General features: G+C 71.8%; 23 protein-coding genes. 12 read left to right on the top strand and 11 right to left on the bottom strand.

Annotation, left to right across the window (positions count from 1 at the left end; translation table 11 throughout):
• Positions 1-37 precede the first annotated feature (37 nt).
• Positions 38-1,114 carry a MerR family transcriptional regulator gene (locus E1288_RS02290; protein ID WP_132479905.1) on the top strand — a complete coding sequence of 359 codons (1,077 nt, stop codon included), beginning with the start codon at positions 38-40 and terminating at the stop codon, positions 1,112-1,114.
• 54 nt (positions 1,115-1,168) lie between these two features.
• Here the strand turns inward: E1288_RS02290 and E1288_RS02285 are convergent, their stop codons facing one another.
• A complete protein-coding gene (locus tag E1288_RS02285; RefSeq protein WP_235883286.1) occupies positions 1,169-1,921 on the bottom strand; it encodes an SDR family NAD(P)-dependent oxidoreductase in 753 nt (250 codons plus the stop codon).
• A 304-nt stretch (positions 1,922-2,225) separates the two neighbouring features.
• On the opposite strand from E1288_RS02285, the gene E1288_RS02280 reads away from it, so the two are divergent.
• Entirely contained in the window at positions 2,226-3,410 is a 1,185-nt protein-coding gene (locus tag E1288_RS02280) for a fumarylacetoacetate hydrolase family protein (RefSeq protein ID WP_132479899.1), read from the top strand.
• 13 nt (positions 3,411-3,423) lie between these two features.
• Here E1288_RS02280 and E1288_RS02275 read toward each other — a convergent pair whose 3' ends face one another.
• Complete coding sequence (locus tag E1288_RS02275) at positions 3,424-4,635, bottom strand: DUF418 domain-containing protein (protein WP_165967946.1); 1,212 nt, start codon at positions 4,633-4,635, stop codon at positions 3,424-3,426.
• Between the two features lie 210 nt (positions 4,636-4,845).
• Here E1288_RS02275 and E1288_RS02270 point away from each other — a divergent pair, with 210 nt between their 5' ends.
• The 3 genes from E1288_RS02270 to E1288_RS02260 are packed head-to-tail and all read left to right on the top strand — an operon-like array spanning position 4,846 to position 7,606.
• Entirely contained in the window at positions 4,846-6,033 is a 1,188-nt protein-coding gene (locus tag E1288_RS02270; protein WP_235883285.1) for a sensor histidine kinase, read from the top strand.
• Positions 6,030-6,689 carry a response regulator gene (locus tag E1288_RS02265; protein WP_132479890.1) on the top strand — a complete coding sequence of 220 codons (660 nt, stop codon included), beginning with the start codon at positions 6,030-6,032 and terminating at the stop codon, positions 6,687-6,689. Before E1288_RS02270 ends, E1288_RS02265 begins: the two co-directional genes overlap by 4 nt.
• A gap of 14 nt (positions 6,690-6,703) precedes the next feature.
• Positions 6,704-7,606 carry a phosphotransferase enzyme family protein gene (locus tag E1288_RS02260; protein ID WP_132479887.1) on the top strand — a complete coding sequence of 301 codons (903 nt, stop codon included), beginning with the start codon at positions 6,704-6,706 and terminating at the stop codon, positions 7,604-7,606.
• A gap of 9 nt (positions 7,607-7,615) precedes the next feature.
• On the opposite strand, the gene E1288_RS50265 is transcribed toward E1288_RS02260, so the two are convergent.
• From E1288_RS50265 to E1288_RS02240, 4 genes are all read right to left on the bottom strand, one after another.
• Complete coding sequence (locus E1288_RS50265; RefSeq protein WP_207954130.1) at positions 7,616-8,026, bottom strand: cupin domain-containing protein; 411 nt, start codon at positions 8,024-8,026, stop codon at positions 7,616-7,618.
• Between the two features lie 327 nt (positions 8,027-8,353).
• On the bottom strand, positions 8,354-9,880 hold the full coding sequence (locus E1288_RS02250; RefSeq protein ID WP_132479881.1) for an amidase family protein: 1,527 nt from the start codon (positions 9,878-9,880) through the stop codon (positions 8,354-8,356).
• Positions 9,881-9,946: 66 nt separating this feature from the next.
• Positions 9,947-11,248, bottom strand: a complete 1,302-nt coding sequence (locus E1288_RS02245; protein ID WP_207954129.1) for a DUF3100 domain-containing protein — start codon at positions 11,246-11,248, stop codon at positions 9,947-9,949.
• Positions 11,249-11,294: 46 nt separating this feature from the next.
• Positions 11,295-12,509, bottom strand: coding sequence for an amidohydrolase (locus E1288_RS02240; protein ID WP_235883284.1), 1,215 nt, complete (start codon positions 12,507-12,509; stop codon positions 11,295-11,297).
• 101 nt (positions 12,510-12,610) lie between these two features.
• Between E1288_RS02240 and E1288_RS02235 the strand changes: the two genes are divergently transcribed.
• A complete protein-coding gene (locus E1288_RS02235; RefSeq protein WP_132479874.1) occupies positions 12,611-13,630 on the top strand; it encodes an Lrp/AsnC family transcriptional regulator in 1,020 nt (339 codons plus the stop codon).
• A gap of 4 nt (positions 13,631-13,634) precedes the next feature.
• Here the strand turns inward: E1288_RS02235 and surE are convergent, their stop codons facing one another.
• Positions 13,635-14,537 carry a 5'/3'-nucleotidase SurE gene (gene surE, locus E1288_RS02230; protein WP_165967945.1) on the bottom strand — a complete coding sequence of 301 codons (903 nt, stop codon included), beginning with the start codon at positions 14,535-14,537 and terminating at the stop codon, positions 13,635-13,637.
• Between the two features lie 99 nt (positions 14,538-14,636).
• On the opposite strand from surE, the gene E1288_RS02225 reads away from it, so the two are divergent.
• Positions 14,637-15,506, top strand: a complete 870-nt coding sequence (locus E1288_RS02225; protein WP_132479868.1) for a LysR family transcriptional regulator — start codon at positions 14,637-14,639, stop codon at positions 15,504-15,506.
• Here E1288_RS02225 and E1288_RS02220 read toward each other — a convergent pair.
• A complete protein-coding gene (locus tag E1288_RS02220) occupies positions 15,496-16,458 on the bottom strand; it encodes an AraC family transcriptional regulator (protein WP_132479865.1) in 963 nt (320 codons plus the stop codon). The genes E1288_RS02225 and E1288_RS02220 overlap by 11 nt on opposite strands.
• Before the next feature lie 82 nt (positions 16,459-16,540).
• On the opposite strand from E1288_RS02220, the gene E1288_RS02215 reads away from it, so the two are divergent.
• Entirely contained in the window at positions 16,541-17,392 is an 852-nt protein-coding gene (locus E1288_RS02215; protein ID WP_132479862.1) for an NAD(P)H-binding protein, read from the top strand.
• Between the two features lie 94 nt (positions 17,393-17,486).
• On the opposite strand, the gene E1288_RS02210 is transcribed toward E1288_RS02215, so the two are convergent.
• The gene (locus tag E1288_RS02210; protein ID WP_132479859.1) at positions 17,487-17,672 is read right to left on the bottom strand and encodes a hypothetical protein; all 186 of its coding nucleotides are present in this window, start codon (positions 17,670-17,672) and stop codon (positions 17,487-17,489) included.
• Between the two features lie 251 nt (positions 17,673-17,923).
• Between E1288_RS02210 and E1288_RS02205 the strand changes: the two genes are divergently transcribed.
• The 4 genes from E1288_RS02205 (at position 17,924) to E1288_RS02190 (ending at position 20,984) form a co-directional block, all read left to right on the top strand.
• Complete coding sequence (locus E1288_RS02205) at positions 17,924-18,772, top strand: SAM-dependent methyltransferase (RefSeq protein ID WP_235883283.1); 849 nt, start codon at positions 17,924-17,926, stop codon at positions 18,770-18,772.
• A gap of 327 nt (positions 18,773-19,099) precedes the next feature.
• On the top strand, positions 19,100-19,801 hold the full coding sequence (locus E1288_RS02200) for a helix-turn-helix domain-containing protein (protein ID WP_132479856.1): 702 nt from the start codon (positions 19,100-19,102) through the stop codon (positions 19,799-19,801).
• Positions 19,776-20,438 carry an enoyl-CoA hydratase/isomerase family protein gene (locus tag E1288_RS02195; protein ID WP_132479853.1) on the top strand — a complete coding sequence of 221 codons (663 nt, stop codon included), beginning with the start codon at positions 19,776-19,778 and terminating at the stop codon, positions 20,436-20,438. The genes E1288_RS02200 and E1288_RS02195 overlap by 26 nt, the downstream gene beginning before the upstream one ends.
• Positions 20,439-20,459: 21 nt before the next feature.
• Positions 20,460-20,984, top strand: coding sequence for an AAA family ATPase (locus tag E1288_RS02190; protein WP_132479850.1), 525 nt, complete (start codon positions 20,460-20,462; stop codon positions 20,982-20,984).
• An 11-nt stretch (positions 20,985-20,995) separates the two neighbouring features.
• Here the strand turns inward: E1288_RS02190 and abc-f are convergent, their stop codons facing one another.
• Together abc-f and E1288_RS02180 are read right to left on the bottom strand one after the other, a co-directional pair.
• Positions 20,996-22,639, bottom strand: coding sequence for a ribosomal protection-like ABC-F family protein (abc-f, locus tag E1288_RS02185; RefSeq protein WP_132479847.1), 1,644 nt, complete (start codon positions 22,637-22,639; stop codon positions 20,996-20,998).
• Positions 22,640-22,875: 236 nt separating this feature from the next.
• Entirely contained in the window at positions 22,876-23,382 is a 507-nt protein-coding gene (locus E1288_RS02180) for a DUF2505 domain-containing protein (RefSeq protein ID WP_132479844.1), read from the bottom strand.
• Positions 23,383-23,470 lie beyond the last annotated feature (88 nt).

Raw genomic sequence — 23,470 nt, 5'->3', positions numbered from 1 at the left:
GGTCACCGGGCGAGGCGCCCGGGACGAGGAGGGAGCCATGTCCAGGCTGAGCATCGGCGAGTTCGCGCAGGCGACGGGGCTGACCCCGAAGGCGTTGCGGCTCTACGACGAGCTGGGGCTGCTGCCACCGGCGGACGTCGATCCGCGTTCGGGTTACCGCTCCTACGACCGGTCCCAGTTCGAGCACGCCCGGCTGGTCGCGTGGCTGCGCGGGCTCGGCATGCCGTTGGCCCGGATCAGGGTGGTCTGCGACCTCCCCCCGCTCGCCGCGGCAGCCGAGGTCGGCTCGTACTGGCGCCAGGTCGAGGCCGACACCGCGGCCCGCGGGGAGTTGGCGGCCTTCCTCGTCGACCACCTGTCGAGGAGGGGAACCGAAATGGCCGATGTACCAGCGGAATGGGAACTTCGCTCTGCTGCTCAAGACGATCGCGGGTTCGCGCGGGAGGAGAATCAAGACGCGGTGTACGAGGGCAGGAACCTGTTCGCCGTCGCCGACGGATTCGGCGCACAGGGCATGGACTGCGCGGCGAGCGTCGCGGCGATCGACGCGCTTCGGGCTCTCGACGCCGAGGTGGCCGCCGGGAACCTGCTGAAGACCCTCGGCGCGGCCGCGAACGGCGCGCGGCAGGCCGTCCACGACTTCGCAGCCGACCCGGCACACGAGAACGTCGGTACAACGCTGACCGCGATGCTGTGGTCAGGCGCCCAGTTCGCCTTGGCGCACGTCGGGGACACCAGGGCGTACCTCCTGCGCGACGGGGAGCTCATCCAGATCACCCACGACCACACCTTCGTGCAGTCGCTGGTCGACGAGGGGAAGTTGACCCCGGACGAGGCGGCGACGCACCCGAACCGGGCAACGCTGCTCCGCGCCCTGCAACGCGGCGGGACCGTGGAACCGGACCTCCACCTGCGCGAAGCGCACAGCGGCGACCGTTATCTGCTCTGCTCCGACGGGCTTCACGCCGTAGTGCCCGAACAGCAGCTACGCGACGCCCTGGAGGCTGCAGGCGATCCCGGGGAAGCGGTGGATCGCTTCACCGAACTCGTCCGCGACGCAGGCGCACCGGACAACTTCGCCTTCGTGGTCATCGACGCGCTCGCACGCGCGTAGCCGAAAGACGGCCCGTCCTCACACCGGTCGAGGACGGGCCGTCCGCAGGCGAGGTCACCAGACGGTGTAGCCGCCGTCGACGACGAGGTCCGTGCCGGTGCAGTAGCTGCCGGCGTCGGAGGCCAGGAAGACCACGGCGGGGGCGATCTCGCGGGGTTCGGCGACCCGCTTCATCGGGGTGTCGCCGACCCAGACCCGGCGCCACTCCTCGTTGCTCATCCCGCGCTTGGTCATCTCGGTGCCGACGTAGCCGGGCGAGACGGAGTTGACCCGCACGCCGCGGTCGGCCCACTCTCCCGCCAACGACTTCGTCAGGTGGATGACGCCCGCTTTCGCCGTGTTGTAAGCAGATTGCGGCTGCGGGTGGTTGGAGATGTGGCCGCTCATGCTGCCGGTGTTGACGATGCTCCCCGAACCCTGCTGGAGCATCCGCCTGCCCGCCGCCCGGCAGCAGTAGAAGACGCCGTCGAGGTTCACCGACATCACCCGCCGCCAGTCCTCGTCCGCGAGGCCCTCGCTGGGGTGGTTGTGCACGATCCCGGCGTTGTTGACCGCGACGTCGAGCGATCCGGCCGTCGTCGCCACGTGCTCGAACGCAGTCTCCACGCTGGCCGAGTCGGTGACGTCCGCGGCCACGAACTCGACGCCGTGCCGCTCGGCGGTCGCGTTGCCGACCTCCGGGTTGATGTCGCAGATGAACACCCGCGCCCCGGCGTCGCGCAGGGCCAGCACGATCGCCTCGCCGATGCCCTGCGCGCCGCCGGTGACGACCGCGTTCTTGCCGTTGAGTGCGAAGAGCTCGCTCAAGTTCCCCTCCCGGGACGTGGCCGAGGCACGAAGCCGGTGATCATCCCGCCCGACGGGAAACCGTCGCGTCCACATCGGACACCGGTGCGCGCGGGCGCGTACGCCGGCCTTCGCCGGGCCCGGAATCCGGTTGACTTCGCATGATGTTCGGACCATAGTTCGGCCATGCAGCCGCCGCAACCATCCGCAGCCGCGGCGCGCCGGAGTTCGCGCGATCACCCGGGCCACGTTCGGATCCCGGCGGGAAGCGCTGATCGCAATCCCCTTCGGATCGCTCCAGGAAGCCCCGAGGAAGGCAGGCACCTTGAACCTCTCCGCCCACGCCGATCACGTCCTGCCCGATGACGCGGCCCGGGCGACGCTGGTCGCCCGCGTCTTCGACCCGGACTGCGGCGGCCCGTGCGTCGCCGCGGTGCGCGGCGCGTCGGTCGTCGACCTGACGGGTGTCGAACCGACGGTCGCCGGGCTGCTCGAACGGGCCGACGCCGGGGAGGTCGTGCGGACGCACGAGGGCGGCCGGAGCTGGCGGCTCGCCGACCTCCTGCAGGCCACGCTGTCCGGCGACCGCGCCCGGCCGCACTTCCTGGCGCCGGTCGACCTGCAGGTCATCAAGGCGGCGGGCGTGACCTTCGTGCGGAGCATGCTGGAGCGGGTGATCGAGGAGCGCGCCGAGGGCGACCTCCGCCGGGCCGAGGAGATCCGCGCGAAGCTCGGCGACGTCATCGAAGGCCGGATCTCCCAGGTGCGGCCGGGCTCCGTCGAGGCGCAGCGGATCAAGGAGGTGCTCGTCCGGGAGGGACTCTGGTCGCAGTACCTGGAGGTCGGCATCGGCCCGGACCCGGAGATCTTCACCAAGGCTCCGGTGCTGTCCGCGGTCGGCACGGGCGCGGAGATCGGGGTGCTCGAACGCTCGACGTGGAACAACCCGGAGCCCGAACTGGTCCTCGCGGTCACCTCCCGCGGCGTCCCGGTGGCGGCAACGCTGGGCAACGACGTCAACCTCCGCGACTTCGAGGGGCGCAGCGCCCTGCTGCTCACCGAGGCCAAGGACAACAACGCGTCCTGCGCGATCGGCCCGTTCCTCCGCCTTTTCGACGACGAGTTCACCCTCGACGACGCGCAAGACCTGGAGATCGGCCTGGCCATCGCCGGAACCGACGGCTACCGGCTGGACGGCGTCAACCCGGTCCGCGAGATCAGCCGCGACGTGCGGGAGCTGATCGGGCACGCCCACGGCCGCCACCACCAGTACCCGGACGGGTTCGTGCTGTTCACCGGCACGATGTTCGCCCCCACCGAGGACCGCGACGTCCCCGGCCAGGGCTTCACCCACAAGCCCGGCGACGTCGTGCGCATCTCCTCCCCCGCGCTCGGTAGCCTGATCAACGTCGTGAACACCGCGGAGGACGCGCCCGACTGGACCTTCGGCATCCGCGCGCTGATGACCAACCTCGCCGCGCGCGGCCTCATCCCGGGCGCCGCGACGTGATCGGTGCCGCCCCTCAAGCACGTCGAACGAGTTTCCCGGCGCCGGTGGCGAGCTCGTGCACCAGCCGCTCCAGCGGGCCGCGGCCGAGCCAGGTCCGCCAGGCCATCGCGGCCGCCGTGGTGCCGACGATCAGCACCAGCAGCGGCAAGTAGGCCCACTCGGTCAGCAGGAACACCATTCCCTCGTACCCGATGAGGTGGATGACCAGGACGTGCCCGGCGTAGCAGGTCAGGGCAAGCGCCCCGACCGCGGCCGGCGGGCGCAACGTCCTCGGGAACCGTTCGGCGAGCAACAGCGCCGCCCCGATCAGCGCCATCGCCGCGCCGGTCGCCGCGAAGATCTCCAGCGGCGCGCCGCTGTGCGGCGCCGTCGTGAGTAAGAAGGCGGCGTCGCCGGTCGGCACGGTTCCCACGGTGGTCGTCGCGACGTCGCGAGCGTGTTCCGGGTTCGTGCCGAGCGTCGCCGCGATCCGCGCGTAGCCGCCGAGCGGGTTCAGGAGCAGCCAGGACACGCCGTGTGCGAGCACGGCCAGCGCGGAGCCGACGACCAGCAGTCGCAGCCGGATCGCGGTGCTGCGCAGATCCAGCCGCCCGATCGACAGCCCGACGAGCACGAACGGCAGCCAGGTCAGCACCGGATACACCCCCGTCACCAGGAGCATCTCCATGACGCGGACCGATCCGTCGCCGGTGAGGAAGTCCTCGAACGCAGGCGTGGCACCGGGCTCGGAGCCGGTGATCACCGTGCTGCGGAGGAAGAACGACGCAATCGGCCCCAGGACCGCGAGGGCGGCCCCGGCGCAGCCGAGGATCAGCGGTGGCACCGCGAGCAGCGGGATGGCCAGCAGGAACAGCACGCCATAGGCGGTCAGGATCTCCTTGACAGGCGTGCCGAGCGACGTGAGCGCGAGGCCGAGCGCGAACAGCAGGACGGCTCGCGTCGCGAGGCGAGCGCGGTCCGCGCGCAGGGCGGCACCGCGCCGTGGCCGGCTGCCGCCGCTGAGCAGGGCTACGGAAATCCCGGCGAGCACCGCGAACAGCGCGGCCGGGCGTCCGGACACCAACTGCTGGAGCCAGTCCCCCCGGTCCAGCTGAGCGGGGTTGAAATGGGCGACGAACATGCCGAGCACCGCGATGCCGCGGGCGACGTCGATGCCGACGAGACGTCGGGGCGCCGTGCCGGGAGCGCGTGCTGTCAGGCCTGGAGCGGGTCGAGAACCGGGCATGCCTCGATGGTGGGCGCATCGTCTTGCCCGGCGCGTCGTCGGAAAGTGCTGGCTAGAATGACGGCGCATCTCCTCCGAAAGTCGGATCACGGGTGGATTTCCGGACGTTGAAACGCCTTTGAGCAACCTGTGCCGAGGGCGCGGAAATCATCACCCGGGTCATCATTCCGGAGGATGCGGCCACATCGTTCGATGTGCATCGTGGGTTTCGTGCGTACTGGGGTCGTGAAGCTGTGCCTGCCCGCGTGGCAGCAGGACGTGCTGATCGTGGCGGTGTCCGTCGCGCTCGGTGCGCTGCTGTACGGAACGGGCCTGCACCCGCTGTTCGGCGTGCCGGACGATCCCCTTCGGCGGTGGCTGCACCTGGCGCTGTTCGCAGCCATCTGCGTCGCGGAGCTGTTCCGGCGGCGGGCGCCCGCGCTGGCGCTGATAGCCGGATTCCTGCTGCTCGTCGGCGACGGAGTACTCGGCTTCAGCATGCCGATGTGGATCGTGTTCGTGGACCTGGTGTACGCGGCCACGCTCTACGGTCCTCGGTGGTTGAGCCGGAAGATGGTCCCGATCGCGGCACTGAGCACGCCGCTGGCGGTGCTCGCGGCGCCGGCCTTCGCGACGGATTGGCGGGCCACCGTCATCGCCGGGCTCACGGCGCTGTCGGCCGTCGTCCTCCCGGTGGTTTGGGCGAGCAACGTCCGGCAGCACCAGGAAATGGCCGAGGCGGAGCGCGTCAAGGCCGCGCAGCTGGCGAAGATCGCGGAGCTGGACCGCACGGCGGCGGTCACCGCCGAACGCACCCGGATGGCCCGGGACCTGCACGACGTCGTGTCCGGCCACCTGTCGGCGATCGCGATCCAGTCCGAGGCCGTGCTGTCCCGCAGCGACGCCGACCCGGCCACCGTACGGACCGTGCTGCGGTCTGTGCGGGAGAACAGCGTGCGAGCGCTGGAGGAGATGCGCGCGATGATCGGCGTCCTGCGGGCAGGCGGCGAGGACGAGGTGACCGCGCCGGCGCGGCTCACCGAGCTCTCCGCGCTCGTCGAATCGGCGCGGGCGGGCGGCATGCGCCTGGAACTCCGATCCGAAGTGGACGATCCGACGCCGATCCCGGCGGCAGTGGGCCTCACCGCGTACCGCATCATCCAGGAGGCGTTGACCAACGCGGCCAAACACGCACCCGATGCCGCAGCGAGGCTGACGATCCGCCAAGATCAACGCGCCTTGACGGTGGAGGTCGCCAACGAACTGGCCCCCTCGACCACGGAGGCGAGCGGAACGGGTGCGGGATTGCTGAACATGCGGGAGCGCGCGACGACGGTGGGCGGTTCGCTGTCCGCCGGCCCGGCGGAGCCGGGTTGGCTGGTCCGGGCGGTCCTGCCCATCTCGGGGGTGAACTCTTGACGATCGAGGTGCTGGTCGCCGACGACCACGCGGCGGTGCGCTCGGGACTCGCGCTGATCCTGGACAACGCCGACGGCGTCGAGGTCGTCGGCGAAGCGGCGGACGGCGCGGAGGCCATCCGGCTGGCCCGGGTGCTACGGCCGGACGTGACGCTGATGGATGTCCGGATGCCCGGGGTGGACGGCATCGCGGCGACCCGCGCCCTGCTGGCCGAGGAGCTGTGCGAGGTGCTCGTCCTGACCACTTTCGACCTGGACGAGTACGTCTACGCCGCGCTCCGCGCCGGGGCGGCCGGGTTCCTGCTCAAGTCGGTCGAGGCGCCCCGGCTGGTGGAGGCGGTGCTGCTGGTCGCCGCCGGGGAGGGCGTGCTCGCGCCGCAGATCACCCGCAAGCTGATCAGGGCCTTCGCCGAAACCGAGCAGCCCGGGCCCGAACCGCCCACCGGCCTGGACGAGCTGACCGAACGGGAACGCGACGTGCTGGCGTGCCTGGGCCGGGGGCTGTCGAACGCCCAGATCGCGGCCCGGCTGTTCATCATGGAGACCACGGTCAAGACGCACGTCTCGAGGATCCTGGCCAAGCTGCAGATCCGTTCCCGCGTGCAGGCGGCCATCGTCGCCCAAGAGGCCGGGTTCGCCCCACCCGACGTCCGCTGAAGGAGCCGGATTCCGTGCCGTTCACAGACATCCCGTTCACCGAAAGCACTCGGCGGGCGCTCGATGCCCACTGGGGGCTGCGGTTCCCGGGCGATCCCGTCCGGCTGCACGGCGGCGAGGAGTCCGCCGCGTTCGCCGTCGGCGACCACGTCGTCCGGGTGGGGCCGGAATGGCGCGGCACGGAAGAAGCCGAGTGGTGCTACGCCATCGCCGCGCACGCCTCGACCGAGGTGCCGGAGGTGGTCGCTCCGGTCGCCACGGCCGACGGGCGCGCGGTGGTCCGGGTCGACGGCCGCCCGATGTCGGTCTGGCCGCTGGTCCCGGGCAGGTGGCCGACCCGCGAAACGCCCGGCGCCCCGGCTCAGGCCGCCTCGCTGCTCGCGCGGCTGCACCGCTCCTTGGCCGGGATGCAGCCGCCGCCGCGGCCCGTCCCGTCCGGCCTGGAACCGGGCCTGGACGGGTCCGAACCGCCGGCGGAACCGGCTCTCGCGGACCCGGAACTCGATTCGTGGCTGGCGGAATTCCACCGCACCCACCGGGAACGCCAGGCCGTGCACGGCGACTTCTACCCGGGCAACACGCTGACCGACGGAGGCGCCCTCACGGCCGTGGTGGACTGGGACGAGGCGTGCGTGGTCCCGCCCGCGGTCGAGGTCGCCTACGCCGCCCTGGAATGGGCCGAGCAGGAGCCCGCGATCGACACCGCGGCGGTGCGCTCGTTCGTGCAGGCTTATGCCGCAGCCGACGGGCCCGCCGGGCTCCTCGACGAGGAAACCCTGGCGCAGCTCATCCGGCACCGGCTGCGCCGCGAGGTGGTGTCCTTCCACGAGCAGCGGCGGCTCGGCGTCGCGCACGACGCGGAAGACCTCGCCTACCACGCACGCCGTCTCGAGATCTTCGCCGAACTCCGCCCGTGACGCCGCATGTCACCAGGCCGCGGTCGTGGCGCGGCCGTACTCGTCCTCCAGGCGGACGACGTCCGCCTGCCAGCCCGGCTCCGCCGTGGACGCCTCCAGCAGGACGGCGTCGGACACCGCGGTGACCCGGTGCACGACGCCGGACGGGATGCTCGCCGTCTGGCCGGGGTCGAGCTCCATCCGGACCAGCGAATCGCGGTTCGGTCCCAGGTCGAGGAGCACGATGCCGGACTGCACGGCGATCGTCTCCTCCTTCTTCTCGTGGTACTGCAACGAAATCGACTCGCCCGCCCGGATGTGCAGCACCTTGCCGACGTAGCGGCCCGCCACCACGGCGAAGATCTCCTCGTAGCCCCAGGGCTTTTCGATCCGGACCACCGTTGCGAGGCTGGACAGCGCGAACTCTGCGACATCGGTCACGACGATCCATCCTTCCCTTGCGGAGTGCCTCCTCGGCGCGCGCACCGGGCAACGGCGCAGCGCCTGCGGACGGCCGGTGAAAGCACGTCCGCGGTCCTTCCGAGGTGTGGCGCACAATCCCGCATCAGTTCCCCCAAGCACGCGGTGTTCGAGCCGAACACCGCGGACCTGCGCACCATAACGCCGGGGCCACACGGCCGCCCAGGGCGCGCAGCGCCCCGCTACCGGATCGGACGACAGGCGGCGCGCGATTCCCATGAAAGGCGCGGAAGTCCGCCCACCGGCACGATGCCGGCGGAACGATTCATCCGGCACGTGGAAGCCGCGTCAGCCGATGGGGTCGGGCCCCACCGTCGGCAAGTAGCGCGGGGCCCGCCAGGCCTTCAGCTCGCGCTCGGCGGCGGCCGCCATCGACAGCAGCTCGGCATCCTGCCGGTCACCTGCCATGAGGAGCAAGCCGACCGGGAGCTCGCCGACGGAACCCGCGGGCACCGAGACCGACGGGTAGCCCGCCACCGCGGCCGGCGTCGAGGACGGGATCACGTCGTTGTCGCCGCGCTCGCAGTCGGTGGTCCACGCCGGCGGGTTCGTCGGCGCGGCGATGGCGTCCAGGGCGTGCTCGGCCAAGGTCTCGTCGATCGAGCGCCGGGAGAGGTCCGCCAGCTCGGCGCGCATCGCCTGGTACTGCGGATCGGTCGTCGGCGGCGCGGCGAGCGCCTGTTCGAAGAGCTCCTGGCCGGCGAAGCAGGTCTGCTCAGCCGGGGTGCGGCGGTTGAACTCGATCAGCTCGGCGAGGTCGCGGGGGCCTTGCCGGGTCGCGAGGTACGCGTCGATGTCGCGGTGGAACTCGCTCAGCAGCGCCGGGAACTCCAGCTCGCCAAGCCGGGCCTGATAGGGCGGGGTCACCTCCACCACCGCGGCGCCCGCCGCGGTGAGCCGCTGCGCAGCGGCGGTCATCACGGCATCGACGTCCGGCCCGAGCGACGGCAGCCGCCACAGGCCGATCCGCTTGCCGCGCAGGTCGCCCGGCGGCGAGAATGCGCTCTCCTCGCCCTGCAGCACCGCGAAGGTCAGCGCCGTGTCGATGACGTTGCGCGCCATGGGCCCCGCGGTGTCCTGCTCCGCCGAGATCGGCACGACGCCGGACTGGCTGACGAGGCCGAGGCTCGGCTTGTGTCCGACCACCCCGTTCATCCCCGCCGGGCACACGATGGAGCCGTCGGTCTCCGTGCCGATGGCCACCTGCGCCAGCGACGCGGCGAGCGCGGCGGCGGAACCCGACGACGAACCGCACGGGTTGCGGTCCAGCACGAACGGGTTGCGGGTCTGCCCACCCACCGCCGACCACCCGGAGGTGGGTTTCCCGGCACGGAAGTTCGCCCACTCGGACAGGTTCGTCTTCCCGAGGATGACCGCGCCCGCGTCCCGCAACCGGGTCACCAGGACCGCGTCCGAGCCGGGCGGGCTCCCGGCCAGCGCCAGCGAGCCCGCCGTCGTCGGCAGATCGCGGGTGTTCACGTTGTCCTTGAGCAGCACGGGAATTCCATCGAGCGGACCGAGGACGGTGCCGCGGCGGTGCCGGGCATCGCTCGCGGCCGCCTGGGCCATCGCCGCCGGATCGGTGCGCAGCACCGCCTTGATCTTCGGATCGATGGTGCGGATCCGCTCCAGGTAGGCGGCGGTCAGCTCCGACGAGGTGAGCGATCCGCGCGACATCCTGGCCTGGAGCTCGGGAATCGTCACCGTGTCGAGGTCGACGCCCAACGCTCCGTGCCCGGTCGCCCCGGGATTGCCCAGCATCAGCGAGCCTGCCGTCAGTGCCGCGATCAGCGCGTTAGCGCCAGTCCTGCGCATGACGTCATCAGACAACCCGGAGCGGATCACCGCAAGATCTCTTCGCCGCAGCCGCCGCTCGCCCGGTCAGCCGAGGAACACCTGCGCGATCAGGGCGGAGACGAGGAACGACGCGGCGAAGGACATCAGCCCCACCGGGACGATCCGCCACCCGATCCGCTTGAGCGCGGGCAGGTCCTTGCCGATGCTGAGGCCCGCGAAGACCAGGATCGGCGTCGCCATCGCGAGGAACTCGACCGGCTTCACCAGCGACATCACCGCGTCGGCGACCGGGGAGATCGGCGAGGTGAGCAGGATGGCCAGCGCGGAGGTCCCGGCGACGGCGGGCAGCTTGGTCAGCCGCTTGATCCCCAGCCCGGCGAAGACGACGGCCGCCACCAGCGCGAAGCCGAGCAGCGCGCGGGGCTCGACACCGCCCGCGTGGACGGCGTTGGAGACGAACATGGTCACCAGCGCGATGAGGATCGCCGGCAACGGCCGGACCCGGCTCGGGCTGCCGCTTTCGAACTCCGCCGCCGAGAGGTCCGGGGCGGCCGCGGGCTCGATCTTGCGGCCGCGGGTGAGCAGCTCGTAGAAGCGGTCGGCCAGCGGGAGCGCGACGAACATGCCGATGTAGACGCCGGCGAGGCTGGTCACGAGGTTGCTCACGGTGGCCAGGGCGACGATCTGGTTCGCCAGCTCCGGGTACTGCGCGGCGATCGCGGCCGACGAGGCGGCCATCACCGAGCCGGACCCCACGCCGGTGCCCATCGCCAGCGCCAGCGGGCTGAGGATCCCGCTGCCCGCCAGCAGGCTCGCGAGCAGCGTCACGTACAACGCGCCGACGACGCTGCCGAAGATGTACATGCCGAGCACGCCGCGGTATTCCTCGGAGTCGGGCCCGAACCGCTCGGACACCATCGCGAACGAGCCCTCGCGGTCGATGGAGAAGCACGCGCCCACCGCGGACCGCCCCATCCGCAGGATTACGGCGAGCGGCAGCGACAACGCGACGGTGCCGAACAGGTGACCGATCTCCTGGAACAGCAGCGCGAAGCTCGCCTGCTTCAGCACCGGCAGCTCGTGGCCGACCACGAACGCCAGCCGCACCCCGAGCAGCAGCACGCCCATCTCCACCACGTAGGTGGCGGCGCGCTGCATGCCGACGGGCACCGGGCGGAACCGCTGGATGCTCACCACGGCCCCGAGCAGCAGGCCCCAGATGATCGGGAACAGGGTGATCGCGCCGGGACCGATGGCGACCTTGTGGCTACCGATGGCTTCGGCGGCCGCGGCCAGGACGAGCGCGAGCAGCGCGAACAAGGCCAGTCGCCCGCGCGAACCGCGGGTCGGACGCGGCAGCTTCCGCGCAACCGTCATGCCGGACATGGCTTCCTCCGTGGTCGCCAGGAGTGTTGGGAACTAGGCGGGGCGGTCAGACCCGCGTCGCGGCCGTGCCGCGCGTGGCCTGTTCGGCCAGGAACTTCTGCCGCAGCACCGGATCGATCGCCACGTCGACCGCGGTCAGCGCCATCGCGACGGCTCCGTCGAAGACAGCGTCGTCGGCGGCGGGGGTGGCCGCCGCGGCGGCGAAGCCGTGCGTGTGCGGCGGGTGCTCGCAGCCGATGATCGCGATGCTCGGGTGGATGCTGGGCAACACCTTGGAGACGTTGCCCATGTCCGTCGAGCCGCCCCGGGTGCCACGGGTGTCGCGGAGCTCCCGGCCCAGCGATTCGATGTGCGCGGCGAAGAGCTCCGACATCTCCGGCTCCTGCACCAGCTCGGCGTAGTCCGGTTCGGTCGGTTCGACGGCCATCGTCGTCCCGGTCGCCAGCGCCCCGGCCTCGAAGCACGCCAGCACCCGCTGCTTCAGCGCCGCCATCTCGTCGAAGTCGAACGCGCGCACCTCGCAGTCAACGACGGACCGTTCGGGGATGATGTTGGTGACCGTGCCGCCTTCGCGCACGAACAGGCCGATCCGGCACTCCGCGGTGATCTGCTGGCGCAGCAAGCCGATCGCCACCTGGGCCACGACGGCGGCGTCGGCGGCGTTGACGCCCAGGTGCGGGGCCGCCGCGGCGTGCGAGGCCCGGCCGCCGTAGGTCACCGCGAACCGGCTCACCGCCTGGCTGGAGAAGTGGCCGGGGTGGGTGTCGTACTGGGCCGGGTGCACCATCATCGCGACCGTGACGTCGTCGAAGACGCCCCGTTCCAGCAGCAGCACCTTGCCGCCGCCGTGCTCCTCGGCCGGGGTGCCGACCACCTTCACCCGGACGCCGAGCTCGTCGGCCACGGCGGCGAGCCCGATCGCCGCGCCGACCGCGGCGGAGGCGATGATGTTGTGCCCGCACGCGTGCCCGATGTCGGGCAGGGCGTCGTACTCGGCGCAGATGCCGACGGTGAACTCGCCCGCGCCGTATTCGGCCGTGAACGCGGTGGGCACGTCCGCCGGGCCGGGCTCGACGGTGAAGCCGGCCTCGCGGAGCACGTCGGTCACCTTGGTCACCGAACGGTGCTCGGCGAACGACAGCTCCGGCTCGGCGTGCAGGTCGTGGCTGAGCCGGAGCAGCCGCTCCCGCCACGCCTCCTGCTCGGCCCGCACCAGCCCCCGGTAGGCCGTGATGTCGCCCTCGATGCCCTGATGGCCCACTGCACGCTCCTCGATGTCGGCCGCCAACCTGGACACGAAGGGTGAGCGATGAGACTCTTTCATTAGCCCAAACGCAGGAACGCAGCAGAATCACGGCCCAGATGCAGGATCAAGCCACCTCCCTCGACGAACTGGACCTCCAGCTCGTCAACGCCTTGCAGATCGCCCCCCGCGCCGCCTGGTCGCAGGTGGGCGCCGTGCTCGGGATCGACCCGGTCACCGCCGCGCGCCGGTGGGCGCGGCTGGAGCGGTCCGGCCTGGCCTGGATCTCCGGTTACCCGCCGATCTCCCCCACCCAGGCCAACGCGTTCGTCGAGATCGAGTGCGAGCCGGGCCGCGGGCTGACCGTGGCGCGGGAGCTGGCGACCGATCCGCAGGCGATGACGGTCGACGTCACCGCCGGCGGCCGCGATGTCCTGGTCACGGTCAACACCCCCAGCCCGGAGGTCCTGTCCGGCTACCTGCTGGACCGGATGACCCGCGTCGAGCACCTGCGGCAGGTGCGCAGCCACCTGGTGGTCCGGGCGTACACGGAGGCCAGCCGGTGGCGGCTGCGCGCCCTCGACCACGACCAGGTCGCACGGATGATCCGGGAGGCCGACGAGGCCGGCGACCGGGCCCCGGGGCCGCTGAGCGACGCGGACTGGACGATCGCCGTGGCCCTGGCCGCCGACGGGCGGACGCCGGTCGGCACCCTCGCCGAAGCGGCGGCGACGAGCACCAGCACGGTGCGCCGGCGGCTCGCCCGGCTGATCGCCAACCAGCAGCTCCGGCTGCGCTGCGAGCTCGCGCGGAAGCTGTCCGGCTGGCCGGTCTACGCCTGGTTCTTCGCCAGGGTGTCGCCGGCGCACCTGGAGGAGACCGCCCGCGCGCTGGCCCGGATCCCGGAGGTCCGCGCCGTCACGTCCACCGCCGGCCCGTACAACCTGATCATCGCGGTGTGGCTGCGTTCCCTGATCGACGTGCAGGAGCTCGAGACGCACATGGCGCGCCGCTTGCCGCACCTGGACATCGTCGACCGCAGCATCGTCGTCCGGCCGGTGAAGCTCGTCGGCAGGCTCCTCGACAAGCACGGCTACGCGACGGGAACCGTGTCGCTGGACACCCGGAGCTGCCCGTGACGGCTCAGCGCAAAGTACCGAGCCGTTGGCGGATCGAGGAGCGGACTCCGTCGGAGGCCGTCCAGTCGCCGTCCAGCGGGGTGATCGAGACGTAGTCGGCCGCCAGCGCGTTGTTGTCCGAGTCGGCCACCGGGTCCCGGGACAGGTCCACCTCGGGCCGGATCACGTAGCAGTTCTCGCACAGGTCGGTGCGCTCGTACTTCGGCCGGACGAACGCGTTGCGACCGGTCTTCGTGACCCGTGTGCCCTTGACCTCGGGCGCCACCGGGTAGTTGATGTTGAGGCTCACGTGCTCGGGCAGCAGCGCCGCGCCGCCGGACGTGCCCTGCAACCGATCGAGCACGCGGGCGGTGTAGTCGGCCGCGGCGGCCACGTTCCCGAGCTGCGGCGGGTTCGCGGTGAGGTCGATCTCGACGCTGATCGCGATGGCCGGGATCGACATCTCACCGGCGGTGATCGTGGCGCCGACCGTGCCGGAGTGGTTCGCCACGGCACCGGAGTTCTGGCCCGGGTTGGCGCCGGAGACCACGACGTCCGGCGGTCCCGAGGTGAAGACGTGCTGCAGCCCGAAAAGCACCGCGTCGCCGGGAGATCCGCACACCGACCAGACATCGGGCGCCAGCTGCTCGGCGGTGATGGTGTTCTCCGGCCCCGGCTCCCCGGACGCGTAGTTCGAGGACAGCTGGGTGCCGCTGCCGGACTGGTCGTCGCACGGGGCCACCACCGTGACCCGGTGCCCGGCCGCGGTCAACGCCTGCTTCAACGCCGCCAAGGTGGGCGCCGCGTGCCCGTCGTCGTCGGTCAGCAGCACGTCGAGCGGTTCTTGTTCGGGTGCGGCGGACGCCGTCGTGGTCACGAACGCGACGGCGACCGCCGAGGCGGCCGCCGATCTGAAGATCCTTCTCATGGATTCGCCCCTTCGCTGGGAAAACCGGCTCATCCATTGGATCGACCCAACCAAGCACTTGTCCAAGTCCGGTTGGGCTTGCTTACATGCTCTATCGGCATGAACCTGCAGCAGCTCCACTACCTCGCCGCCGTCGTCGAGCACGGCACGATGACGGCTGCCGCCCGCGCGCTGCACGTCTCGCAGCCGGCGCTCGGCCGCGCGGTGCGGGCGCTGGAGCGGGAGGTGGGCACCCCGCTGCTGGCGTCCGAAGGACGGCGCCTGTACCCGACACCGGCCGGGCTCGCGGTCACCGCCCACGCAAGAGCGATCTTCGGCCACGTCGCGGACATCCTGTCGTTGGGCGACGAGCGCGAACTCGTGCTGGCCGCGACGCCCACGCTCGGTGCCGGTGCGGCACCGCGACTGCTCCGGGTGCTGGCCGAGCGGTGCCCGACTGCGACGGTGCTGCTGGAACGGCTCGACGGGCCGGCCGAGGTGGCGGCCGTCGTGCGCAACGGCCAGGCGACGGCCGGGATCGTCGAAATCCCGTCACCGCACCAGTTCTCCACCGCCGATGGCCTCGCCACCCTGTCGCTGGGGCGTCGCGAGATCGTGCTGCTGTGCCCGGACGGGATTCCGGCGGCCACTCCCCTGCCGCACCAGGACCTGGCCCGGCTGCCGCTGATCGTGCCCGCGAGCGGCTACCGGCGCAGTCAGCTCGACGCCTGGTTCAGCTCGCTCGGCCTGCGCCCGCGCGTGGTGTGCCAGACCGACGAGCGCCTCGTCTGGGAGCAGATGGCCGGAGCCGGCCTCGGGTGCGCGTTCACCGACCGGTGGCACGCCGAGCGCGCGCCGGTGCCCGGCACGCGCATCGTGCAGTTCACCCCTCAGCTGCACACGAACGTCGAGCTGTTGTACCGCAAGGACAATCCCAGCCGGACGCTCCACGCCCTGCTCGCCGGGCTCGCGCAGCCGATCATGTCGTAGCACTGCCGGCCGCGACTGTTCGGCCGTCGCGCGATGCGGTGCGGTGCTCGGTCGGGGTGGTGCCGCGGATGCGCTTGAAGGCGACGCTGAGCGCGAAGGCGTTGCCGTAGCCGACTTTCCGCGCGATCGCGCCCAGCGTCGCGTCCGTGTCGCGCAGCAGGTCGGCCGCGAGGGCGGTGCGCCACCCTGCGAGGTAGGCCATCGGCGGCTCCCCCACCTCTGCGGAGAAGCGGCGACCGAGCGCGGCGCGGGAGACGCCGGTCTTGGCCGCCAGGTCCGCCAGGGTCCACGGATGGGCCGGATCGTCGTGCAGCAGCGCCAGGGCCCGCCCGGTGACCGGATCCGCCATCGCCCGGAACCACGCGGGCGCACGCCCCTGGTCGGACCAGCCGCGCAGCGCGGAGGCCAGCAGCAGGTCCAGCAACCGGTCGAGGACCAGCTGCTGCCCTGGGCGGTCGACCGCGACCTCCGCGGCAACGAGGTCCAGCATCGGGCTGGGGCAGTCCGCGTCGGCGATCACCAATACGTCGGGCAGCGCCTGGAGCAGTCGCGCGCTCATCCCGCTCTGATCGTCGTAGGCGCCGCTGAGCAGCAGGGCCGAACCGTCGGGCCCGACGCCGCAGGAGCGCACGCCCAGCTCGGTGTCCGCGACGGGCTCGCCGCCGATCGGGGCGCAGTAGTAGTCGCTGGTGATCACGGCCTGCGGCCGGGTGCCCGGGTCGTCGGCGACCAGGTGCGGCGCCGGTCCGCGGATGATCGCGATGTCGCCGGGACCGATCTGCACCGGCTCGCCCTCGGCCGGGACGATCCACGCCCGGCCGCGCAGCATCGCGGCGAGCGTCAGCCGCGCGCCGCTGTCGAACCGCAGCGACCACGGCGGATTCATGATCGCCCGGCGGAACAGCGCGCCCCGCGCCCGGGCCCCGGCCAGCAGCTCGGCAACCCCGTCCATGGACGCCACGATAGACGCGGGAACATGCGGGCGAGCCGCTCGAACATGGTCGGCCGCCTCATCCGGCGGTTGACTCGATTTCGTGACTGGACAACAGATCCTGGTAATCGGCGGCACCGGCAAGTCCGGCCACCGCATCGTTTCCCGGCTCCGCGCGGCGGGGTTGCCCGCCCTCACCGCGTCGCGCTCCGGCGACCGGCGCTTCGACTGGACCGACCGCGGCACCTGGGACACCGCGCTCGAAGGCGTGCGCGCGGTCTACCTCGTGCCCTTCGACGGCGAGCTGCTCACCCGCCCGTTCGTCGAACGCGCCGTGGAACTCGGCGTCCGACGGCTCGTCCTGCTCTCCGGGCGGGGCGTGGACGTGCCCGGATACGCCGACACGCGCAACCCGGCGGCCCAGACGCACATCGACGGCGAAGCCGCGGTCCGGGACCTCGACATCGAGTGGACGATCGTGCGGCCCGGGTGGTTCGCGCAGAACTTCGACGAGGGCTTCTTCCGGGACGCGATCCTGGCCGGTGAGCTGCGGCTACCGGCCGGCAACGGCGCGGCGACCTTCGTCGACGCCGAGGACATCGCGGCGGTGGCGGTGGCGGCCCTCACCGAGGACGGCCACGACCGGCAGATCTACGAGCTGTCGGGCCCCCGGGCGGTGACCATCGCCGAGGCCGCCGCCGAGATCTCCGCCGCCACCGGCCGCGAGATCCGCTACGTCCCGCTGTCGCCGGAGGACTTCGTCGCCGAGCTGACGGCCTCGGGCTGGTCGCGGGGAGACGCTGCCGACTTCGCCGAGGCGGTGGCACCGCTCCGGCGGGACATGGACAGCCACGTCTCCGACGGCGTGCGGCGCGCCCTCGGCCGGGAACCCCGCGACTTCAGCGAGTACGTGAAGGCCGCGGCGGCCGCGGGCTCCTGGCGGGACGTCAGCTGAACCTGGGCAGGCGCGCGTCTGCGACGGCCTGGCTGAACCGGACTTCCCACTCCCGCCAGATGCCGGCGGGCAGCACGCCGCAGACCTGCAACCCCTAGGGTTCTACCGAGGCCCACGGGTGCGCACCGTCCTCGGTCGTCGAGAACCACCTGGCCACGTCGGGCGAGTCGGCCTGCCAGCCGGGGAGGACCTGGTAGATCCGGCCGGGCTTCACCCAGTCCGCGTCGGTGAACCTCGGCCGGGCAAGGCAGCAGACCCGCTCCACGCAGGCGCGTTCCACCGCCGCCCCACCCCGGGGCGGCGGTTCGGCGGCGTTGTCGTAGTACGGCCGGGCCGCTCCTCAACAGCACGAACCTGCCCATCGGCGGCAATCGGCGCGAACCACGGGGCGAACCGCTTCTGCTCCGTTCGACGCAATTCGTGGCGGATCGAGCGAAACGCGGTCCACGATCTCCACGGAAGTGCCAGGCGGGCCGAGTCGATGTTGTAACGTCGGTGACACTTTTACCGCGACGAGGATGGACGGGGCGAGTGACTGAACCCAGGGGGCCGCTGGAACGACTGCTCGACACCGGGCAGGAGCCACCGGAACTCGTCGACGTCAACACCGAGGAAGTCTCGATCGCACGGGTCTACGACTACTGCCTCGGCGGCAAGGACAACTTCGCGGTGGACCGCGCGGCGTGCGAGGCCATGATGGAAGTGGTCCCGGAGACGCCGCTGCTGGCGCAGGCCAACCGCTGCTTCCTCCGCCAGGCCGTCAAGTACCTGGTGGGCGAGGCGGGCATCCGGCAGATCGTGGACATCGGGTCGGGCCTGCCCACCGCGGGCAACGTGCACGAGGTCGCGCAGGAGATCGCGCCCGAGACCCGCGTGCTCTACGTCGACAACGACCCGATCGTGCTAGCCCACGGCCGAGCGCTGCTGGCGAACGAAACCACCACCACGGTGATCAACGCGGACCTGCGCCGCCCGGACACGATCTTCGAGCACCCCGAGGCGGAGCGGCTGATCGACGCCACCGAGCCGTTCGCGGTGCTGCTGGGCGGAATCCTCATGCACCTCGAGGACGAGGAAGACCCGGAGGGCGTCGCGGCCAGCATCCGCGACCGGCTGCCCAGCGGCGGCTACCTGCTGGTGTCGAACACCTGCGGCACCGGCGAGCCGCGCGCCCAGGAGCTGGCCCGCGTGTTCGCCGAGAGCGGCATGGGAACCCGCTGCTTCCGCACCTGGGACGAGCAGATCCGCTACTTCGACGGGCTGGAACTGATCGAACCCGGACTCGTGCCGAACAACCAGTGGCGCCCCGGCGGCGACGTCCCCGACCCGCAGAACCCGGCGCACGCGATGCACATCGGCGGCCTCGCCCGCAAACCCTGATCACCCGGTCCCGGCGCGATTTCCCCGACATTGAACCGTCCTCAGGTGCCCCGGTCCCGGGCGCATGGGACCGGTGGTGATTTCGCGCGAAATCGCCAACCCGCCCTCATGCGGAGCGCCGATTTCGCGCGAAATCGGCGCCCTGCCCCCAAGGCGGCCACGTCGCGCCCGGCCTGAACCACCTACGCGGCAAGGGAATCGGGTGCGTTCGGCGACGATCGGACATCTCCTCCTCGAACCGCGCTCAAGCCCCTCCCCGCCACCACTGGGCGAGTGGTGCGCGTCACCATCGCAGTTCCAGAGCACGTGCTCTGTTATGTTGGCGGCGTGCCTCGACCACGCACGCATGACCTGGACCGGCTGCTCGACACCGCCGAACGGCTCATCGCCGAAGGCGGCCCCGAGCGGCTCACGATCCGGCGGCTCGCCACCGAATCCGGGATGTCCAACGGCGCGATCTACCACGCCTTCGGCTCGCTCGCGACGCTGCGGGGCAGGCTTTGGCTGCGCGCCGCGACCGAATTCCTCGAACTGCAGAAGGAACTCGTCGACGATGCGCTCGGGGAACTGCCCGGCCTCGACGCGGCGGTGAACGCGGTCGTCGCCGCCGCCGACACCCCGGCGGCGTTCGCGAACCGGCGGCCGGCCGCCGCCAGGATGCTGATGACCGTGCGCCGGGACCAGCTGCTCGGCCCGGAACTGCCGACGGAACTCGCCGACGAGCTCCTCGGCCTCGACCGGCGGCTGGTGTCGCTGATGCGCCGCCTCGCGCAAGCGCTCTGGGACCGGCGCGACGGCCCCGGCGTCGACGTGATCACCACCTGCGTGGTCGACCTGCCGACCGCGCTGTTCCGCCGGGAACTGACCGCCCCCACCGCGGACGGCACCACCCAGATCAGTGCCGACGCGCGCCGCCGCCTCGATGCGGCCGTCCGAGCGGTCCTCGCCTTCCCGCCGCCCGACCGGCGCGAAAGACCATGCACATCCCCGGAAAGGACTGACCATGCCCGAGCTCCGCGAAGAGAATGACGTCTACGTCCTCGACCTCGGCGACGACGAGAACCGCTTCTCCCCGGAGTGGCTGAAGACGGTGCACTCGCTGCTGGACACCGTCGTCGACGCCCCGTCCCCCGGCGCTCTCGTGACCACCGGGCAGGGCAAGTTCTACTCGAACGGGCTCGACCTGGACTGGCTGCTGAACAACTACGACCAGCTCGACGCCTACCGCACGGAGATCCACGAGCTGCTGGCCCGCGTGCTGACCCTGCCGGTCCCCACCGTCGCCGCGATCAACGGCCACGCCTTCGGCGCCGGGGCGATGCTGGCCCTGGCGCACGACTTCCGGGTCATGCGCGCCAACCGCGGTTACTTCTGCTTCCCCGAGGCCGACATCAACATCCCGTTCACGCCCGGGATGGCCGCGCTCATCCAGGGCAAGATCACCCCGGCCGCGGCGGTCGCGTCGATGACGACCGGCCGCCGCTTCGGCGGTGCTCAGGCCCGCGACCTCGGTCTGGTCGACGAGACCGCGACCGAGGCCGACGTCGTCCGCAACGCAGCGGAGATCGTCCGCCCGCTGGCGGGCAAGGATCGAGCCACCCTGAGCGCCATCAAGTCCACGATGTTCGCCAATGCGGTCGCCGCCCTGCGCACGCCCGCGCAGTAGCGGGAGGTCCCCGAGGAAGCCATGACCGGATTCGACGTCGTCTTCATCAACGGAACCGTCGGCGCGGGCAAGTCCACCCTCGCCGAGGCGATCGGCGAGATCGAGGTGCGGGCGGGCCTGCCCCACGCGCTGATCGACCTCGACCACATCCGCCAGTGCTGGCCGAGCCCCGCCGACGACCCGTTCAACCACGCGCTCGAACTGCGGAACCTGCGCGATCTGGCCGCCAACTACCGGCGGGCCGGCGCGCGGCACCTGATCGTCGCGGGCGTGATCGAGCAGCGCTCGGCCGTCGCCCGCTATCAGGCGGCGCTCGGTTCGACGCCGATCCTGCTGGTCCGGCTCGTCGTCGAACCGGCCGTCGCGCGCGACCGCCTCCAGCGGCGACACTCCGACGACGAGCCCGGCCTGCGCTGGCACCTGGATCGCACGACCGAGCTCGCCGGCATCATCGACGCGGCCGGGCTCGACGACCTCGTCCTCGATTCCTCGCACGAGCCGCCGGCGGTCCTCGCCGAGAAGGTCCGGACCGCCGCCGGCTGGTGATTCCCCAGCGGCTAAAGGGATTCGCCGTCGGGGGCCGCAGTCTCCAGCAGCCGGCCGTCGGCGAGCCGGAGCCAGCGGTCCACGCCGATCTTCGCGAGGAACCGCTCGTCGTGGCTCACCACCACGAACGCGCCCTCGTACGCGGTGAGCGCGCTTTCCAGCTGCCCGATGCTCAGCAGGTCGAGGTTGTTGGTCGGCTCGTCGAGCAGCAGCAGCTGGGGCGCCGGCTCGGCGAACAGGACGCAGGCCAGGGTGGCGCGCAGGCGTTCGCCGCCGGAGAGGACACCGACCGGTAGGTGGATGCGGGAGCCCCGGAACAGGAACCGGGCGAGCAGGTGCATCCGCTGCGCCTCGGGCATTCCCGGCGCGAACGCCGCCAGGTTCTCCAGCACCGTGCGGTCGAGGTCCAGCAGGTCCAGCCGCTGGGACAGGTAGGCGACGCGCCCGTCGGCCCGCTTCGCGCTCCCCCCGGACGGCGCCAGATCGCCGTTGATCACGCGCAGCAGGCTGGACTTCCCGGTGCCGTTCGGCCCGGTCAGCGCGATCCGCTCGGGCCCGCGGATCGCGAGGTCGACGCCGTCGCCGGCGAACAGGGCCCGCTCGCCGCGGTGCACCTGCAGCCGCTCGCCGAGGAAGACCGTGCGCCCGGCCGGCAGGTTGGTCCCGGGCAGTTCCAGCGTGATCCGCTGCTCGTCGCGCAGTGACCGCTCGGCCTCGTCGAGGCGCGTCTTGGCATCGCTGAGCCGCGCGGCGTGCGTGTCGTTCGCCTTGCCCGCCGATTCCTGAGCGCGCCGCTTCAACCCGCCGGCGACGATCTTCGGCAGCCCGGCGCTGTCGATGTTCCGGGCCGCGTTGCTGGCCCGGCGCTGCGCTCGTTCGCGGGCCTGCTGCATCTCCCGCTTCTCGCGCTTGACCTCCTGCTCGGCGCTGCGGATGTTCTTCTCCGCGACCTCCCGCTCGGCGCGCACCGCCTCCTCGTACGACGTGAAGTTCCCGCCGTGGAAGCGGACCTCTCCCCGCTCGAGCTCGGCGATGCGGTCCATCCGGTCGAGCAGCGCCCGGTCGTGGCTGACCAGCAGCAGGCAGCCGTTCCAGTCGTCGAGCACGTCGTAGAGCTTGCGGCGCGCGTCGCGGTCGAGGTTGTTGGTCGGTTCGTCGAGCAACAGCACGTCGGGCCGCTTCAGCAGCTGCGCGGCGAGGCCGAGGGAGATGACCTGCCCGCCGCTGAGCGTGTGCAGGCGGCGGGTGAGGGAGACGTCCCCGAGGCCCAGCCGGTCCAGCTGGGCGCGGGTGCGCTCCTCGATGTCCCAGTCGTTGCCGATCGTGGTGAAGTGCTCCTCGTCGGCGTCCCCGGACTCGATCGCGGCCAGCGCCCGGAGCACCGGAGCGATCCCGAGGACCTCGGCCACGGTCGGATCGCCGAGCAGGGGCAGGGTCTGCGGCAGGTAGCCGAGCACGCCCTCGGCGGCAACGATCCCGGCGCCGGGCCGGTACTCGCCGGCGATCAGCTTGAGCAGCGTGCTCTTCCCCGCGCCGTTGGGCGCGACCAGCCCGGTGCGCCCGCCGCCGACGGTGAACGACAGGTCCTGGAACACCGGGGTGTCGTCGGGCCAGGAGAAGGACAGGTTGGAGCAGATGATGAATGCATCGGACATGCGAGAACCCTCGTGGTGATGCGGGCACGCCTGGGGCGCCCGGCGGCTAAGAACGGGACGACAAGATCGCCACACGGCGGCTGCGCTCCCGCGCGCCCACCGGCGGCCGTTCACGTCCGGGCATCACCCGGAGATGTCGTCGTCACCAACCACGTCTGGTCTCCCTTGCTCCGATCGGAGTCACCGTAGCAAACGGCTTCCGGCCCGCTCGAACGGTTTTCCGGCGAGCCGCCACCTCAGCCCTGCTCGGCCAGCCACCCGACCGTGAACTCGTGCTCGGACTCGAGCAGACCGCGCACCTCGCCGGCGAAGAGGCCCTCCAACTTGCCGCCGAGCAGCGGGATGGCCACCTTCACCTCGCCCTCGACGGCGAACTCGCAGGCCGCACCCCCGGGCGAGGCGCGCAAGCGCTGCACCGCCGTGATCGCGCGCGGCATCACCAGGGCTCCTGCCGTCACCTCGCCCGCGAAGCTCCCGTCGGCTTCGCGCCGCCACTCCTCGGCGCGGTCGATCGCGAGATCGCCGCCGACGACGGTGCGGGCGATCGCCGGAACCGCTTCGGCACGCACGCCCTGCCGGATCCGGAACCGCGCACCGGTCTCGGTCGCCTCGTGCTCCAGCAGTTCGTTGTCGCCGCCGAGCACGCGCAGCCGCTCGCGGAGGTAGTCGGGGTCGATCAGCACGGCGAACACCCGGGCGGCGGGCCACTCGTAGGTGCTCCGGTACTCGATGCGGCGGGTCATGCAGGGGAGGTTACTGCCGATTTCGCGTCGCCGCGGTGATGATCCGGTGTCGCGCGAGCGACCAGCGCGCGTCGACCCCGGGACAGCG

The organism is Saccharopolyspora elongata (assembly GCF_004348985.1).
In the GTDB taxonomy this organism is placed as follows: Bacteria; Actinomycetota; Actinomycetes; order Mycobacteriales; family Pseudonocardiaceae; genus Saccharopolyspora; species Saccharopolyspora elongata.
This window is presented reverse-complemented; position numbering and strand designations above follow the sequence as displayed.